Origin of the sequence: Enterovibrio calviensis DSM 14347 (genome assembly GCF_000621165.1) — a bacterium.
GTDB classification, from domain to species: domain Bacteria; phylum Pseudomonadota; class Gammaproteobacteria; order Enterobacterales; family Vibrionaceae; genus Enterovibrio; species Enterovibrio calviensis.
This window is the reverse complement of sequence record NZ_JHZA01000009.1, coordinates 40,657-56,224: the sequence shown is the minus strand read 5'-3', so window position 1 is coordinate 56,224 and position 15,568 is coordinate 40,657. Positions and strand designations below refer to the sequence as shown.

At 50.5% G+C, this 15,568-nt stretch carries 16 protein-coding genes; 1 reads left to right on the top strand and 15 read right to left on the bottom strand.

Translation table 11 applies throughout. The features are described 5' to 3' along the window. The first annotated feature begins 22 nt into the window (after positions 1-22). A complete protein-coding gene (gene nadN / locus Q365_RS0108735; protein ID WP_028022983.1) occupies positions 23-1,849 on the top strand; it encodes an NAD nucleotidase in 1,827 nt (608 codons plus the stop codon). Between the two features lie 97 nt (positions 1,850-1,946). Here the strand turns inward: nadN and Q365_RS0108730 are convergent, their stop codons facing one another. From Q365_RS0108730 to Q365_RS0108660, 15 genes are read right to left on the bottom strand one after another with little or no spacing between them, the layout of a single operon-like run. Beyond that, positions 1,947-3,179, bottom strand: coding sequence for a beta-ketoacyl-ACP synthase (locus Q365_RS0108730; RefSeq protein WP_028022982.1), 1,233 nt, complete (start codon positions 3,177-3,179; stop codon positions 1,947-1,949). Continuing rightward, complete coding sequence (locus Q365_RS0108725; protein WP_028022981.1) at positions 3,176-3,901, bottom strand: 3-ketoacyl-ACP reductase FabG2; 726 nt, start codon at positions 3,899-3,901, stop codon at positions 3,176-3,178. The genes Q365_RS0108730 and Q365_RS0108725 overlap by 4 nt, the downstream gene beginning before the upstream one ends. Next, positions 3,898-4,362 carry a hotdog family protein gene (locus tag Q365_RS0108720; RefSeq protein ID WP_028022980.1) on the bottom strand — a complete coding sequence of 155 codons (465 nt, stop codon included), beginning with the start codon at positions 4,360-4,362 and terminating at the stop codon, positions 3,898-3,900. Before Q365_RS0108720 ends, Q365_RS0108725 begins: the two co-directional genes overlap by 4 nt. Continuing rightward, entirely contained in the window at positions 4,359-5,555 is a 1,197-nt protein-coding gene (locus Q365_RS0108715; protein ID WP_028022979.1) for a beta-ketoacyl-[acyl-carrier-protein] synthase family protein, read from the bottom strand. Before Q365_RS0108715 ends, Q365_RS0108720 begins: the two co-directional genes overlap by 4 nt. Positions 5,556-5,580: 25 nt before the next feature. Then, entirely contained in the window at positions 5,581-6,183 is a 603-nt protein-coding gene (locus tag Q365_RS0108710) for a DUF3261 domain-containing protein (protein ID WP_028022978.1), read from the bottom strand. Continuing rightward, a complete protein-coding gene (locus Q365_RS0108705) occupies positions 6,180-8,486 on the bottom strand; it encodes an MMPL family transporter (RefSeq protein ID WP_245621528.1) in 2,307 nt (768 codons plus the stop codon). Before Q365_RS0108705 ends, Q365_RS0108710 begins: the two co-directional genes overlap by 4 nt. Continuing rightward, a complete protein-coding gene (locus Q365_RS0108700; protein ID WP_028022976.1) occupies positions 8,470-9,087 on the bottom strand; it encodes a LolA family protein in 618 nt (205 codons plus the stop codon). The genes Q365_RS0108705 and Q365_RS0108700 overlap by 17 nt, the downstream gene beginning before the upstream one ends. Next, complete coding sequence (locus tag Q365_RS0108695; RefSeq protein WP_028022975.1) at positions 9,077-9,505, bottom strand: acyl-CoA thioesterase; 429 nt, start codon at positions 9,503-9,505, stop codon at positions 9,077-9,079. The genes Q365_RS0108700 and Q365_RS0108695 overlap by 11 nt, the downstream gene beginning before the upstream one ends. Before the next feature lies 1 nt (position 9,506). Then, a complete protein-coding gene (locus Q365_RS0108690; RefSeq protein ID WP_028022974.1) occupies positions 9,507-11,051 on the bottom strand; it encodes an HAL/PAL/TAL family ammonia-lyase in 1,545 nt (514 codons plus the stop codon). Further along, positions 11,044-12,729: a glycosyltransferase family 2 protein gene (locus tag Q365_RS0108685; RefSeq protein WP_028022973.1), complete on the bottom strand. Its 1,686-nt coding sequence runs from the start codon at positions 12,727-12,729 to the stop codon at positions 11,044-11,046. Before Q365_RS0108685 ends, Q365_RS0108690 begins: the two co-directional genes overlap by 8 nt. Before the next feature lie 14 nt (positions 12,730-12,743). Further along, complete coding sequence (locus Q365_RS0108680) at positions 12,744-13,094, bottom strand: ApeI family dehydratase (RefSeq protein WP_035024712.1); 351 nt, start codon at positions 13,092-13,094, stop codon at positions 12,744-12,746. A gap of 10 nt (positions 13,095-13,104) precedes the next feature. Continuing rightward, positions 13,105-14,481 carry an AMP-binding protein gene (locus tag Q365_RS0108675; protein ID WP_028022971.1) on the bottom strand — a complete coding sequence of 459 codons (1,377 nt, stop codon included), beginning with the start codon at positions 14,479-14,481 and terminating at the stop codon, positions 13,105-13,107. Further along, positions 14,481-15,035, bottom strand: a complete 555-nt coding sequence (locus Q365_RS0108670; RefSeq protein WP_028022970.1) for a COG4648 family protein — start codon at positions 15,033-15,035, stop codon at positions 14,481-14,483. Before Q365_RS0108670 ends, Q365_RS0108675 begins: the two co-directional genes overlap by 1 nt. After that, entirely contained in the window at positions 15,032-15,292 is a 261-nt protein-coding gene (locus tag Q365_RS0108665; protein ID WP_028022969.1) for an acyl carrier protein, read from the bottom strand. The genes Q365_RS0108670 and Q365_RS0108665 overlap by 4 nt, the downstream gene beginning before the upstream one ends. 8 nt (positions 15,293-15,300) lie before the next feature. Next, the gene (locus Q365_RS0108660) at positions 15,301-15,558 is read right to left on the bottom strand and encodes a phosphopantetheine-binding protein (RefSeq protein WP_181163560.1); all 258 of its coding nucleotides are present in this window, start codon (positions 15,556-15,558) and stop codon (positions 15,301-15,303) included. Between the last annotated feature and the right edge of the window lie 10 nt (positions 15,559-15,568).

Sequence of the window (15,568 nt, the reverse complement as noted above, 5' to 3'; positions counted from 1 at the left end):
ACTTCACAAGGAAGAACGAAGAATGAAAACCACCGTTATTGCCGCTGCTGTCGCAGCGCTATCCATCCCGCTCACAGGCTGTTTTGAGCGTCCAATGGATCTCACCATTGCACACATCAATGATCACCACTCACACCTTGAAGCTGACGACGGCTTTGACATTACCGTGGGTGGCGAGGAAACACGAGTAGAAGTCGGTGGTTTCCCCCGCGTTGTGACCAAAATTCGTGAAATAGACGAGTCCAAACAAAACGTGCTTAAGCTTCATGCGGGTGATGCGATCACGGGTGACCTCTATTACACACTGTTTGGTGGCGAAGCTGATGCGGCCATGATGAACCAAGTGTGTTTCGACGCGTTTGCGCTGGGTAACCATGAGTTTGATGATGGCGATGCAGGCCTAAAAACCTTCCTCGACCAACTGGCAGGCGGCGACTGTAATACCAAAGTGCTGGCGGCAAACGTTCGTCCTGAAGTGGGTGTTTCACCATTAACGCCTGAAAAGAAATGGGATTCTTTCCGCCCATTCGTGGTGAAAAAATTCAACGGTCAAAAGGTCGGTATCATCGGTATCGATATCGCTACCAAAACCAAAAACTCATCCAACCCAGATGCAACCACTGAGTTTTTGGATGAAACTAAAATCGCCCAGCGCTTTATCAATAAGCTCAAGAAAAAAGGCGTGAACAAAATTGTGCTGCTGACACACTATCAGTACGGGAACGATCTCGAACTGGCGAAGAACCTGTCAGGTGTTGACGTCATCATTGGTGGCGATTCTCACTCTTTGTTAGGTGATTTCGAGGAAGTGGGTCTAAACAGCATGGGTGATTACCCAACGATGGTGACAAACCTAGATGGCGATCCTGTATGTGTTGCCCAAGCGTGGCAGTACGCCTCTGTTGTGGGTGAGCTAGACATCAGCTTTGACCGCAAAGGCGCGGTAGAAGCGTGTTCCGGTACACCGCATTTGCTGTTGGGTGATACCTTTAAACGTCGCAATGATGACGGTGATCGTGTCGAGCTTGAAGGTGCTGATCGTGATGCGGTTTACGCAGATATCGAAGAAATCCCAGTGCTGACGATCGTGGATACAGACACGGAAACACAAACCCTGTTAGACACCTATACCCAGCGTATCGAAGAAGAAACACAAACCGTGATTGCTAACGCAGCGACGGATCTATGTCTTGAGCGTATCCCAGGACAAGGCCGCAGCTCACTGTGTGACGTGACTGAGACCGCATCGAATGGTTCTGATGTCTCTAATCTGGTCGCTAAGGCCTTTATGACACAGAGCCTTGAAGCGGACGTTGCAATTCAGAATGCGGGTGGTGTGCGCATTGATGTACCAATGGGCGATGTCACGATTGCAACGGCGTATCAGTTGCTGCCATTTGCGAACACGCTCGTGAACCTCAACATGAGCGGTGCGGAAGTTAAGCTGGCGCTGGAGCAAGGTGTGGATTATGCACTGAGCCCAGACGGTTCAAGTGGTGCTTACCCATATGCTTCAGGCCTGCGTTTCGATGTCGATATTTCGAAAACGTTCGGTGAGCGCGTGACCAACATTGAAATCAATTCTCGCCTCGCGGGAGATTGGACTGCGCTCGATACCACCAGCACTGAAGCCAACATTCAAGTGGTGACGAACAACTTTGTTAGCGCAGGCCGTGATGGTTACTTTGTGTTTGGCGACGTGACGGATGAGGGGCGTGCGGTGGATACGTACCTCGACTATGCGAAGTCTTTCGTGGATTACGCAGAAGCGATTGGTACGCTGAGCAAGCTGCCTTTGGAAGAATACAGCACCCAGCGTTTTTATGACGCGGATGGGAACCTGCAATAATCCGATTCAACCTGAAAGAAAAATGCCCGCGAACTGTGGGCATTTTTTTATCTTGTTAGCTTAGCGCGCTGAACGCCGCCGTTGTTCAGTGTGGCGTTTACGCCTGAAAACGCTTAAAGATGAGGGAGGTGTTCACACCACCAAACGCAAAGTTATTGCTCATGATGTAGTCGCAATCAATATAACGGCTCTCACCTCGGATGTAATCAAGATCGCCACAGGCTGGGTCGATGTTTTCCAGATTCAGCGTCGGGCTAAAACGGCCTTCATTCATCATCTCGATAGCAAGCCATGCTTCAATCGCGCCACATGCGCCGAGCGTATGGCCAAAGTAGCTTTTCATCGAACTGATTGGCATTTGGTTGCCAAACACGTTTGAGGTCGCTTGAGATTCTGCGATATCGCCTTTTTCAGTTGCCGTGCCGTGCGCAGACACATAGCCAATTTGAGAGGGCGTTAAGCCTGCATTTTGCAGTGCCATTTCCATGCAAATTTGCATGGTTTCCATTTTAGGCTGTGTCACGTGGGCAGCATCGCAGTTGCTGGCAAAGCCCACCAATTCGGCCAAAATCGTTGCGCCACGGGCAACCGCATGCTCGTATTCTTCCAGTACCAAGGTACCTGCACCTTCGCCGATCACAAGGCCATCACGGTCTTTGTCGTACGGGCGCGGTGACGTTTCAGGGGTATCGTTTCTCAAGCTTGTCGCGAATAAGGTATCGAACACAGCAGATTCTGTTGGGCAAAGCTCTTCTGCACCACCAGCAACCATGGCCGTTTGATAGCCGTGTTTAATGGCTTCAAACGCATAGCCGATGGCTTGGCTGCCTGACGTACAGGCGCTGCTGGTTGGAATAACGCGGCCTTTTAAGCCAAAGAACAAGCCGACGTTAACCGCCGTGGTGTGTGGCATCATTTGCACATAGGTGGTCGCGGTAATGGCTTTGGTGGTTTTGTCATTCAGCATCACACCAAAGGCACCGATAGCTGGCGTACTGCCTGTAGACGAGCCGTAGGCGATGCCGGTACGACCATCGGTAAGCGTGTTGCTGCCAATCAACCCACTTTGCAGCAAGGCGTTTTCTGTCGCCACGGTGGAAAGTTTAGAGACCCTGCCCATGCCGCGAAGTTGTTTGCGGCTGTAATGAGAAGGGACTGCGAACTCGTCGATCGGCGCGGCGAGTTTGGTGTTTAGTCCGTCATACTGTTCGTAATCTGGCATGTAACGTACCGCATTTTTAAGCTCATCAAGCTTCGCGCTAACGTCTTGCCAGTTGTTACCAAACGCAGTGACACCGGACATACCAGTGACAACAACTCTGCGATTCATATGAGGCCTCCATTGACTGAAATAACTTGTCGAGTGACATACCCTGCGATGTCTGACATCAGGTAGCTGACAAGACCCGCGACTTCTTCAGGTTCGCCCATGCGGCGCAAAGGAACCTGTGGCAACGCGTGTTCTTTAACATGCTCGTCAATCATGCCTGTATCGATCAAACCGGGAGCGACGCAGTTAACCGTGACTTTTCGTTTAGCCAGTTCTAAGGCCAGTGCTTTCGTTGCGCCGATAATGCCTGCTTTCGCTGCGCTATAGTTGGTTTGACCGCGGTTGCCCATCATACCTGAAACAGACGCCATGGTGACAATGCGTCCCCCTCTGCGGCGTTGAAGCATTGGCATGATGCAAGGGTGCAGCACATTGTAGAAACTGTCTAAATTGGTATGAACCACGCCATCCCACTCTTCTGCCGTCATGGCGGGGAATGCGGTATCGGCGGTAACGCCCGCGTTGTTCACGACGCCGTAATAGCCGCCGTGTTCAGCAATATCCGTCTCTAAGGTTTCGCGGCATTGTTCACGGTCGCTGATATCAAAACTGATGAGGCGACCTTGTCCATTTTCAGCCTGAATGGCGGCAAGTGTTTCTTCTGCGCCAGCTTTATCTCGGCCATAGTGCACCACCACAGAAAACCCATCTTTCGCGAGTTGCAGCGCAATCGCTTTACCGATGCCTTTGCTGGCACCCGTTACAAGCACATCTCTGTTCATTGGGTATCCCTGTTCATCATCTGTTCGAGTTTTTCTTTTGGCGGTACAAATGCGTTGAGCTGCGCGGTGGCAAGTTCAACGCCGTCATGTTCAATTCGGCAAGCAAAAACGGCCATGCCATTGCTTTCCATCATATGATCGGCACGAATGTCTAACACTTGCCCTGCAGGAAATACGCTGGTTTCAGTGTTGTAGCGACGACTGCCGAGTAAGAAGCCGACAGGCGGTTCGCCACCTTCATGCCATGCGTGATACCCGGACCACGCTGCAATGGTTTGGGCCATTAACTCAATGCCGACCCAACCTGGAATTGCCTTTATCTCTTGGTCAAAAAAGAGGTTGCTCTCTTTTGAGGTAACGCGGCAGTGAATGTGTTTTTCACCCACATCGATCATGTCGTCGATCAAGATCATCGGTGCTTCATGAGGAAGCAAATCATTCACATGAGGTACTGTTTTCATACGTGTCCAAAAATCAGGCTGATATTGTTACCGCCAAACGCAAAGGAGTTGCTCAAAATGGTCGGTTTTTCCAAGGCATCGCCGAGTTGAGCCAATCGAATCGGCGCAACATCCTTTGCATGCGCTTGTTGATGCAGTGAGACGGGCAACGGTAGTGCGTGCTTCAATACGTGCCAGCAAATACTGGCTTCAATGGCACTGGCTGCGCCTAATGTATGTCCCGTCAGCGGCTTTGTTGAACTGACAGGGACTTGTTCACCCAATGTGCGTAAAATCGCCTTGGATTCCATCGCATCGTTCAATGGCGTAGACGTACCGTGCGCATTCACATAGCCAATGTCGCTCGCGGTGAGACGCGCATCATCCAGTGCTTTTCGCATCGCGCGTTCAGCGCCATCGCCTTCGGGGTGAGGCGCAGAAATATGGTGTGCATCTGAACTGTCACCCGCACCAAGCAAAGCAATAGCAGGTTGATCAGGCGCTAGCGCGGAAGGCTTCTCAAGCGAGAGAAGCATAAATGCCGCTGCTTCGCCGATGTTAATGCCGTTTCGATTTTCACCAAACGGGTTACAAAGTTCGGGCGACACAGAGTCAAGTCCGTGGAAGCCGTTGACTGTTAATGCACACAAGCTATCAGCGCCGCCCACTATCACTGCATCGGCAAGCCCTGCTTTTAATAAACGCTTGGCAGTCAGAAAAACACGGCCACTGGAAGAGCACGCGGTTGATACCGTATAGCGCAACCCCGTTAGACCAAAATAGTCACTGACGAAGTCTGATAGGTTACCGAGTTCTTGCTGGTGGTAATGGTAAGTTTTTGGGAATTCCCCCTGATCAATGTGATGTTTTAACGCGCGCTCGCCCTCTGAAATGCCTGAGGTACTTGAACCTAACACCACTGCGATACGATCTGGGCTGAACTGTGACTTGGCGTCGTTAACGGCATCAGACAATGGCAACAACGCAGAGAGTGCCAGTTGGTTGTTGCGTGTCTGGTGATGTGAAGGCGCGCTTTCCAATGAGGGAAGCTCTCCGACTGCGCGGCCGACGGTCACCATGGTGTCATCGTTTAACCGAAAGCGCTCGCCGGACATGCCTGGGCTAATGCCACTTTTTAAGCTGGAATGAATCTCATCGAGAGTGCTGCCAAGTGCGGAATGCGCACCGCAGGCATGTATGTAAACGGGAGTCATGATGTTTACCGCCTTGGTGTTGAATTTAGCGTCCGTTCGGGCTCAGGGTTTTAATCGTAATGCGATAATGTTGTTGCTTGTGTTCGTATTGGATGAAGGCTGGCACCGTCCCCAACTTGAAGGGCTCATCATACTGTATTTCAATCACGGTTTCGCCGCTCTCATCACGCAAGATGCGATGCTCATCTTGTTCAATTAGCGTCCAATTGATGGGCTTGAGATGCGGTGCCCACGCTTCGACAGGCCAGAGTGCAATCATCAAGTTCATCAATATTTGTCGGCTGTCTGGCAGCACAATGCCAAGGCCTGCAAGCGCATCTTCTTCGAGTCGACCATTCTCATACGTGGCCGTAATCAAACGTGTTCCCCATGCTGAGAACCCGACTAACACCACGCGTTCAGGGGTGATTTCTAAATGCACAGGAAGCGTATGCGCTTCACCTTCCCAATCCGCGTTAATGAGCTGACTTACACTCACTCTGCCACCGAATTCTGCTGGTGTAGGCAGGGTGACAGACACACCTTTTGCCAACGCAACACGGCTTTTAGGTTCCGGGGAACCTAAAAGCGAGGAGCAGCCCATAAGGCTTATGGACAGGGCGATGAGAAGCGTAAATCGTTTGATCATTGGGAATGAACCTTATCGCTCGTGCGAATCGCGATGGGGGAAAGAAACCAAGCCGCACTGATGCCAACGAGCACCGTAATGCCAAAGCTATGAATCGCTTCTGTGTTACTGAGTGAAAGCAGGCCAAACGCGAGCAAGGTAGTAAGCGCTGCTAAGGTGTTTGCTACCCACGCCCGCAGGCTGTCTTTCTGCTCGGCAAAGAAGAGGGCGTAATCAATGCCGATGCCCATCACGAGGAACAAAGCCAGCAAGTTAAACAGATTCATTGGCACGCTGCTCAATGCACCTGCGGCCAAGCCAACACCTGCGGCTAACACAGGGGCGATGAGAATTCGACACGCGTTTTTCACGCCAAAGCGAAGGCTAAGTACGATAAGAATGACGATGCACGACAACCCAATGAGCACGCTGATACGTTGACGGTAATCGCCAAACAGACGCGACACTTCCTCGGCTTTGTTTAGCCAAGTAACATGAGGTTGATGGGCAATGGCGGCCTTCACGTTGGCGGGAGAGGAAACGTCTTGAAGCAGCACAAGTGCCGCGAACTGATCGTCAATGTCCCCGAGCCAAAGCGGCTGAAACTCACGGCCACTCGGCGACTGTAAAAAGTCGCGCAGTGTGAATGGCGTAAAAGCCTGTTGGAGAGTCGGTATCTCTGCCAATCCGAGTTGCGTTGCCAGCGTCTCACCTTGAGTAGCGTAAAGTGCTTCAACGCGTTGATAGTTGTCTTTTTGCACCGATAACGGCGGCACATAATCCGAGAGGGTTTGATAACCACGGATGTCACCAAAGGCTTTAAGCGCATCAAGAGAGGGCGTTAATGCACTGAGCGAGGTGAGCACGGCTTGTTCGCTATCGCCTCGCACCAGCAACATAGGCTGGCTGCTTCCAAGCCCTGCTATATCTTGAATGCGTTGTTCTTGTTGTTTCAGTGAGGGTGGCAGTGACTGCAACTGCTGAATGTTGTCATCGTAATCGGCATACCATAGGCCGAGCGCGCCAATACCCAGTGCAATGCACATTGCGCCCCGTTGCCATGAAGTGTTTTGCCAAGGTGCGAGACACCACGCCGCTGCGCATTGCCATGGCAGTGTTCTTTTTTTCGCAGGCTTAGCCGCAAGTAAGGGATACCAGCACATCACGCTGAGGTAAGCACCAATGAGGCCTGCTGCTGAGAACACCGCAAGTTGTTGAAGGCCGGGGAAAGGCGCAGCAAACATGCTCAGGTAGGCAATTAACGTTGAGGCGAGGCCAAACGTGATAGGAACGGCGACCGCGCGCCAACCTTCTTTAGCGTTCCACTTGTCACTCATTGCCATTCTTTCGGTTAAGAAGTGGAATGAATAATCGATGGAAACACCGATCAAACTGGCACCAATGACCAGACTGAACAAGTGAATTTGCCCAAAGACTAACAAGCTGACGGAAAAGGCGGTTATAACCCCAGAACCAATGGAAAGCAGCGCAAGGTTGACGGGCAACACACTGCGATAAACAAACAACACCAAGAGCAAAATGCCCACCATGGAGCCAATACCAATGGTGCTGATTTCTGACCGAGCACTCTCTGCGCCAAAGGCCGCGTAGAACACCGCACCAGTATGCAGAACATCCACACCGTACTGCGTTTTCAGCTGCGCTTCTGCCTGATACAAATCCGCGAGCTGTTCTTGCATTGGCACACTGTAAGCGCTGCCTGACAGGTTTGCTCGCAGCAGCGTGTAAGTCTTGCCTTCAAACTGGGTTGTGAGCACATTGTCTTTTAACGTAAAACGGCTGTTTTGCGCACCGAGGTGTAACAAGAAATCGCGGAACAATAAGAAAGGATCGTGCGAGAGCTCGGCTCCGGTCACGCCTGAAAAGGGGTTGTAGATGGATTGAATGACATGCGCTGTTTGTGCAGCGGGGTTGTCAGTGAGCCTTTGACGTTGCTCTGTCGTCAGCAGTTGTGCTTTGGCAGGCGCAAAGACAGTGCCCCATGCCGCTTGTTCATCGTCAGAAATCTCTGCGGTAACGCTATCAAACAAAGGAAGCTGTGTTAGTTGATTGGCGAGTGCTTTGGTGGCATCAATGGCAATACTTGGCGACGCATGACCGACAAGAACAACAACTTGATCTTCAATGTTCTCTGCCGCTTGTTGGAATGCCTTTTGCGCCAATGGGTCTTGCTGATTTTTAGGCAGAAGGTTGAGGACATCAGTGTCCAACATCGGCAAGTCACTAGGCTGGCGCCAAAGTGAGGTTGCGAAGAGCAAAACAAGAACAAGTAACCAGCCAGTTGCTTTAGTCACCAAATTCACGTTGTTCTTCTTCTGTTAGGCTCGAGGGGGTGAAGGTCACGCGGGTAAAGTGAATCTCGGAATGATCGCCTCTGACTTCGTGCAAGGTCAACATATCGATATGATCTGCACCTTGAAGCGTGATTTCTTTAAATACCTGAGACAGTGGCGTTTGTTTTGGGGTTAATACCAATGCCCACCTTTCTGTGGTGCCGGTTAGCTGCAAATCAAACTGTGCGGCCAGTGCGTCAGTATCACCTTGGAACAAAGACAAAAACAAACGGCTGAAATAGAACACCATCGGATTGTCATCGGCATTGACGATGTTGTCTGCTTGTCCCGGAATACGCTGAGTGAGGGTTTGCCCCGTTAACACCAAGGACAATGGGAAGGGTGTTATTTGTTGCCACAATAGGCCATCCGCTTGGCTTAATAGGAACGCACCTTGGGATACCAACGGCATGTCTAACATGGCGAGATGACGCGTTTGGGTAAAGTTACCGCGCGTGATGTCATGTGCTGAAAGGCGGGTTTGCAAATCAGACAGGGTTAATGCGTGCACCGGAAAGGCGCACACAAACAGCAATAACGCGGAAAGCAAACAGCGGCATTTATTGAGCACTCAGGTACGCCTCGAGTTTTTGGGTAAAGACAGTCGGAGAGACAAAGCACATCTCTTCCGTGTCGATGCTTACTGCCACTTGAATGGTGTGGCCTTTGGTGAGGCGTTTGCGTGTGGCTGCATCGTAAATCACGTAATCGGTGCGAAGGCGGTTTTCCCACTCGGTGAGTTTGGCAGTCACGATGATGGATTGGTCAAACTTGATGGGCTTTACGTAACGTACTGCCGCATCAATGATTGGCCACATGTAGCCAGACTCTTTCATCGCCATGTAGCTATAATCGAGCTGTTCCATCATGGCGCGACGGGCTTCTTCGAAAAAGCGGAAGTAGTTTCCGTGGTAGATCACACCCATAGGATCGGCATCCTGAAACGCCGTCCTAAGAGTAACCTCAGCCTGTAAAGTGGCTTCTGGCATACTAGTAAAGCTCCCAACCTTGATGCTGGATACGGTCGATAAAACGACGCAGATCCTGCTCCAACGGGCGGTCTTCAACAACAAAATCAAAATCACTTTGCACGTTTTTCATCATTTGACGAAGTGCTGGGCTGAAGTGATTCATGTTGAGCTCGCCTTTACGAATGCGAATTTCAAGCGCTTGTGTCGCAGCCAGCAAACTGGCGGCAGTCACTTGCTCGGTCAATTCCAATACACGAAGACAATCGCGCGATGCGATGGTACCCATGCTGACCTTATCTTGGTTATGACATTCGGTAGAGCGTGAAAAGACACTGGCAGGCATGGTGTTTTTCAACGCTTCCGCTGTCCATGCTGAAATGCCGATTTGTACGGCTTTAAAGCCATGGTTAATTGGCTTTCTCTCACCTTCTGCGCCTGTCAGGTTAAATGGCAGTCCGTTGTTGAACTTGTAGTCCATCAATTGTGCCATTTGTCGATCAAGCAGATCAGCGATGTTCGCTACGGCGGTTTTCAGTGTGTCCATGGCCATGGCAATGTGGCCACCGTAGAAGTGTCCGCCGTGTAATACGCGCTCGTTGTCGCCATCAATGATGGGATTATCGTTCGCGCTGTTTAGCTCGTTTTCGATCATTTGGCGCAGCCACGGCAAGGTATCTTGAAGAACACCGATAACGTGTGGCGCACAGCGTAGCGAGTAGCGGTCTTGCAGACGATCGCTGTTTCGTGGTGGACGATCAGCTTGTAGATCATCACGCAGCCAAGCGGCAATTTGTTGCTGACCTGGGTGAGGTTTTACTGCAAACAAGGCTTCGTCAAAGTGGAAGTCGTTACCTTGCATTGCCAACGACACCATGGCGGTAATGCGCGTTGAAAGCTGAGTCAGGTATTCAGCTCGTTTGAACGCAAGACACGCGAGCGCTGTCATGACTGACGTGCCATTCATCATCGCCAAGCCTTCTTTTGGCTTGAGTTTGATGGGCTTAATGCGAAGCTCAGCAAATACTTCCGCCGTTGGGCGAATTTCACCTTTGTAAATCACTTCACGTTCGCCGATAAGGGTCGCTGCAACATAAGAAAGCGGCGTAAGGTCGCCACTTGCGCCCACCGAACCTTCTTGTGGAATGCGTGGTGAGATGTCGTGATTGATCAAGGTCGTGAGCTGGTTGAGCAATTCCATGCTCACGCCAGATACGCCTTGGGTTAAGGAGTTCAGGCGCGTCGCCAATACTGCTCGGCTTTGAGCATGGTTTAGGTTTTGCCCTAGTCCGCAACCGTGGAAACGGGTGAGGTGAAGGGGAAGTTCATCGACAAGAGAAGGTGGAATCGCCACGGTACAAGAATCCCCGTACCCTGTGGTAACGCCATAAATCACGCCTTCTTCTTTCAACAAGCGCTCTAAGAATTTGGTGCCGCGGTCTATGCGCGCGCTGAATTCAGGAGAGCTGTTCAACGCAGCCTGTTGACCATTCGCGATGGCGACAACAGACTCGATGGTGAGCTGATCATCCCCAAACACAATAGGGTTGTCAGAAATCTTATTCATTATTTTTACCCGCTAACTGCCAGAAATTGAAAAAGTTATACCATTGGAGTGGTGCTAAAAGGGTGTAGTGCTCCAAACGCGAAGCGTATTGTTGTACTACGTCTTGAAGTGCTTCTTCTCGCTTTCCGCGAGGCAGTACAATCGGGTCATGAAAAGGTTCGAAGTAGACGTTGAAGTGCGGACCACTTTCGCTTTCGGCTCTGAGGCCAAACAGCAGAAATACGGGGGCTTTCAACACCGACGCGAGCACAAATGGACCTTGTGGAAATGGCGCTGGTTGACCAAGAAAATCGGCCATCACTACGCGCCCTTCACGGGTCACTGATGTCCGGTCTCCAACAATGACTATCCATTCCCCTTGATCGATTTTTTGTTGCAACATGATCGCGGTGTCAGGGCCAAGGCTGGTAACTTGAATCAGGTTCACGGCGGAGTCTGGGTTAACAGCTTCCATTACCGAATTAAATTGAACTGCATGTTCAGTAAACACCAAGGCGTTTATTTTCACACCAGTGTGTCGACGGCTCAACGCTCTACACAGTTCAATATTTCCCAGATGCGAGCCTAATAACACTGCACCTTTGCCTTGCGACACTGAGTCATGAAAATGTTCCGCGCCACTTATAGTTAAATTGCTCTCGTCGAAGTCACCTTGCCATGCCGCGAGTTTATCGAGCATGGTTTCTCCGAAGGATAACAAGTGCTTATACGATGTCATCTTTTCAGGGAACGTGATGCTTTGCTCTGCGCCGTAGGCATTCAGTCGTGCTAAATATTGCTCAGATGCGCGCTTCGCAGATTTGCCCGTTAGCCAGTAATACGCCATGACGACGCGCAACAGCAGACTGAAAAATCCGCGCCCTAATAAGCGGTAAGATCCCAACAGAATTTTAATGCCAAGGATGGTGCCACGTTCTTTTTGCGTTGACCAATGTTTGGCTTTTCGGCGCTTTCTGCTGAGCAAATGCGGGATTTTAGGAAACATCGAGAAGAACAATTTGCTGTGCATTTTGCTGATGCGTACGTTGTCTTTCAACGCATCAAAATGCGAGATACCGTCTTCCGGGTAAATCACCCGTGTATCGACAAACAAGATGTCAGTGTCGTTCCAGTAAAGGCGAACCATGATCTCAATGTCGAAATCCATGCGTGTGCCAATGGCTGCCCCGTCGATGACCGCCAGCGTTTGCGCTAATGGATAGGCACGAAAACCACACATGGTGTCTTTTACGGATGTGGAGAGGGTTTCTAACATCACCCAGAAATGCGTGATGTATCGGCCATAGCGGCGAGAGGCCGGAATGGACGCATCATAAATGGGTTTACCAGAGACCAAGGCGTTCGGGTTATCTTCCGAGGTTTGGATTAGTTCGGGTAATGCCTGCGTGTCGTGCTGACCATCGGCATCGATTTGAATCGCATGGGAGTAACCCAGCCTCTGCGCTTCTTTCAGCCCTGCCATTACCGCGCCGCCTTTGCCTTGGTTTTCTTCCAATGTCAGCAAGGTGACGTTCGGTGAAAGGGCAGCGTCGGCGAGGGCAGCTTTGGTATTAGCATTGCTGCCGTCATCCACTAGCAATACGTCAAAGCCAAAGGGCATCAACTGCTGAACAACGCCGTGCACCGTGTTGCCATGGTTGTAACAAGGGATCAGAAAACAGGGTCGATAACTACTCATACGACGTTAATCACTCATTGTGCCTGACGAAGGATCACTCGGCCTGATGAGTGCGCAGTGCTTCCGGATTGATAACTGAAGTGCAGCTTTTCTTTGTCTGGATGCCACGTGAGTGTCAGGTCGACGATGGCATCGGGCAAAATTGGATCTTGGAATTTGATCACTTCCATGCCGCCAAAAGTGCCATTCACGCCAAGGGTATCGCGCGCGTAGCGCATCGCCAGATCAATTTGAGTCACGCCAGGGAGAAGTGCGAACACAGGAAAGTGGCCTTTGAAGTCTTCAAGGCTTGCGTCCACTTTCAAGGTTAATGTGGCGCTGTTCTCACCCAATGTTGTATTGAGTAAAGTGGGTTTTCTTTGCATGATTTACCTGTTACTCGTTCGTCGACGATGCGGGTGAAAATAAAGATTCAATCACCTGTTGCTGTCGTTTTCCCTGACTGTTTTGCGGTATTGCATCAACAAATCGGAGTTGGCGCGGAATCGCAATCGGCTCTAACCAATCCCGAAGTTGTTGTCTCAGTGCTAGCTGGAATTTTCCTTTCCCAACGTCGGCAACCTTCTGTTGTCCTTCGGGAGATAATACCACGACTGCGGCGACAACTTGACGTTCATCAAGTGACAAAACCAAAGAAGCGGCATCTGAAATCCACGCATTTTCGCAAAGTCGTTGTTCTATCTCAGATAATGAAACGCGCTTTTCTTCCAATTTTATGACGCGATCTGCGCGGCCTTTTAGCACGAACTGCGTGTGGTTGATGAGGTCGCAAAGATCAGCAGTTTGGTACCACGCATTGGCATCAATGTAGGGAGACAGCAAGCGCAGACAGCCGTGCTCATCCAGTTCGGCGCGAATGTCATCAAACAAGTGCCACGGCTGAGTCGAAAGGGTTTGTTGTCTAAAGCCAATACCGCCGGTTTCTGTGCTGCCATAGACCTCGACAGGGCGTTGACCGAGTAACTGCTCACTGTGCGTTGCCGCATCAAAAGGAAGCGGACCGCCGGACGAAAATACCGCACGGTACTCGCCGTGTTTGCATTGGCCTTCCAAGCGTTTTAGCAGCGCCGGGCTGCTGATTAACACGGCATCGGATTGCGCGGCGGCGGTGACTTGTTCAGGGTAAACCAAATCACTGCATGAGAAGGCGCGGCCTGCACTTAACGGCCAAAGAACGCGGAACAACAAGCCGTAAATGTGCTGGTGGGACACCGTGCTTTGAACGCGTGTGTTCGACAGTGTGCCTCCCCATTGAAACTCAAGTTGGTTGAGTTCTGCTTGGAGTTGACTGAGCTGTTTCACGATGGCCTTCGGCGTCGAACTTGAACCTGACGTAAACAAGGTCAGCGTGACGTTATCGAACGGAGTTGGGCATGTCGTTTTCGCTTGCGCGTTTATCTCTGCGTTTGGAAGAGAAATAGCAGGGGTGTTTGCGAGCAGTTTAATACGTTCATCATGCACAATGGCATCGAAATGCGGACGCAGTTCATTGAGCGCACCGGGCTGGAGGTTTCCGGGCAACACAATGTTTTTCCGTGCGTGACATAGCGCGAGAAAGGCGGTCGCAAACAGATAACTGTCACCGAATGCCAAGGCCCAACGTTGTTCTTCTTTGGCGTCGAAATACGCAGAAAGTGATGACACGTCATGTTGAAACTGTGCCCATGTTGTCGTGTGATTATCACTGAACGCAACAGGTTGATCATGCGGACGTTCACACGCCAGCAAATGTGCGAGAGGAATGAGAGACATTAGGATGCCTGAACCCTTTTTCTGACCACAAACTCAATGCCGAACAAAACGCCTGCCGCAACATAGCTTAATAAGCCGTTGTAGAGTGTCCAAGATGTCAGGGGCATAAAACAGGTTGCTAACGCAATGCTGCCATTCACCAGAAAAAACACACACCAAATTTTGGTGACGTTACGGGTATAACGCACACCGGAAGGTGGGAGGTCGGGATCTTGCAACCGTGCGAGTCGTTCAATCATGGATTGAGATTGAGTCAGACTATAGGCAAACGCTGTCAGCATGACGCTATTGACGGCAACCGGGTAAAACAATAGCCAATCGTGTTGTCGAAACAGATACCCAAGAGACACGAGCACAATACCGATTGCGCCAGTGACGACTGCGAGGTGTTTCAATGGTCCACGATTGGCTAAATGACCAGAAGCGATGCGAAACCCAAAAAGGATGACGAGCACAAGTGCGAGGGGAGCCATCCCGAAGTTTGATAGTCCTGTGTATACCGCTAGCGGATAGGCAAGTAACAGCAAGCCCGCTAAAACGGTAAGTAGCCTCATTGGGCTTCAGAAAGCAGATTAACTACGGAATCAACAACATCTTGTACTGTGCGTACTGATTTAAACTCTTCAGGTTTGATTTTTTTACCTGTGAGGTTTTGCAGATGAACAACCAAATCAACCGCATCAATACTGTCTAAATCAAGTTCTTGGTACAGGTGGGTTTCTAGCGTGATGTCCGCTGGGTCAAGCTCAAACAGCTCAACAAGAGCATCACGTACCTGTTCAAATACTTGGGTTTTGCTTACTTCTGTCATTTATTTACTTACGCTTTGTTGGCAGAGATGAACGTAGCCAAGTTAGCGACAGAAGCAAAATGCTCGCGGGTGTTGCTGTCATCAGCATCCAGTACCACGTTGTACGCTTTTTTAATGGCTAGCCCAAGCTCTAGGGCATCAATAGAATCAAGCCCAAGTCCTTCTCCGAAGAGAGGAGCATCGGTTTCAATATCGTCAATAGTTAGATCTTCAAGGTTCAATGCCTCGATGATCAACGTTTTTAGCTCGTTATGTAGTGTATTCACCATAGCCTTC

Bases quoted from the DNA above. Each gene is read 5' to 3' on its own strand.
- Q365_RS0108665 (WP_028022969.1), bottom strand. From the start codon at position 15,292: ATGACAGAAGTAAGCAAAACCCAAGTATTTGAACAGGTACGTGATGCT.
- Q365_RS0108675 (WP_028022971.1), bottom strand. From the start codon at position 14,481: ATGTCTCTCATTCCTCTCGCACATTTGCTGGCGTGTGAACGTCCGCAT.
- Q365_RS0108730 (WP_028022982.1), bottom strand. From the start codon at position 3,179: ATGAATCGCAGAGTTGTTGTCACTGGTATGTCCGGTGTCACTGCGTTT.
- nadN (WP_028022983.1), top strand. From the start codon at position 23: ATGAAAACCACCGTTATTGCCGCTGCTGTCGCAGCGCTATCCATCCCG.
- Q365_RS0108685 (WP_028022973.1), bottom strand. From the start codon at position 12,729: ATGAGTAGTTATCGACCCTGTTTTCTGATCCCTTGTTACAACCATGGC.
- Q365_RS0108720 (WP_028022980.1), bottom strand. From the start codon at position 4,362: ATGAAAACAGTACCTCATGTGAATGATTTGCTTCCTCATGAAGCACCG.
- Q365_RS0108690 (WP_028022974.1), bottom strand. From the start codon at position 11,051: ATGAATAAGATTTCTGACAACCCTATTGTGTTTGGGGATGATCAGCTC.
- Q365_RS0108695 (WP_028022975.1), bottom strand. From the start codon at position 9,505: ATGCCAGAAGCCACTTTACAGGCTGAGGTTACTCTTAGGACGGCGTTT.
- Q365_RS0108670 (WP_028022970.1), bottom strand. From the start codon at position 15,035: ATGAGGCTACTTACCGTTTTAGCGGGCTTGCTGTTACTTGCCTATCCG.
- Q365_RS0108715 (WP_028022979.1), bottom strand. From the start codon at position 5,555: ATGACTCCCGTTTACATACATGCCTGCGGTGCGCATTCCGCACTTGGC.
- Q365_RS0108710 (WP_028022978.1), bottom strand. From the start codon at position 6,183: ATGATCAAACGATTTACGCTTCTCATCGCCCTGTCCATAAGCCTTATG.
- Q365_RS0108680 (WP_035024712.1), bottom strand. From the start codon at position 13,094: ATGCAAAGAAAACCCACTTTACTCAATACAACATTGGGTGAGAACAGC.
- Q365_RS0108725 (WP_028022981.1), bottom strand. From the start codon at position 3,901: ATGAACAGAGATGTGCTTGTAACGGGTGCCAGCAAAGGCATCGGTAAA.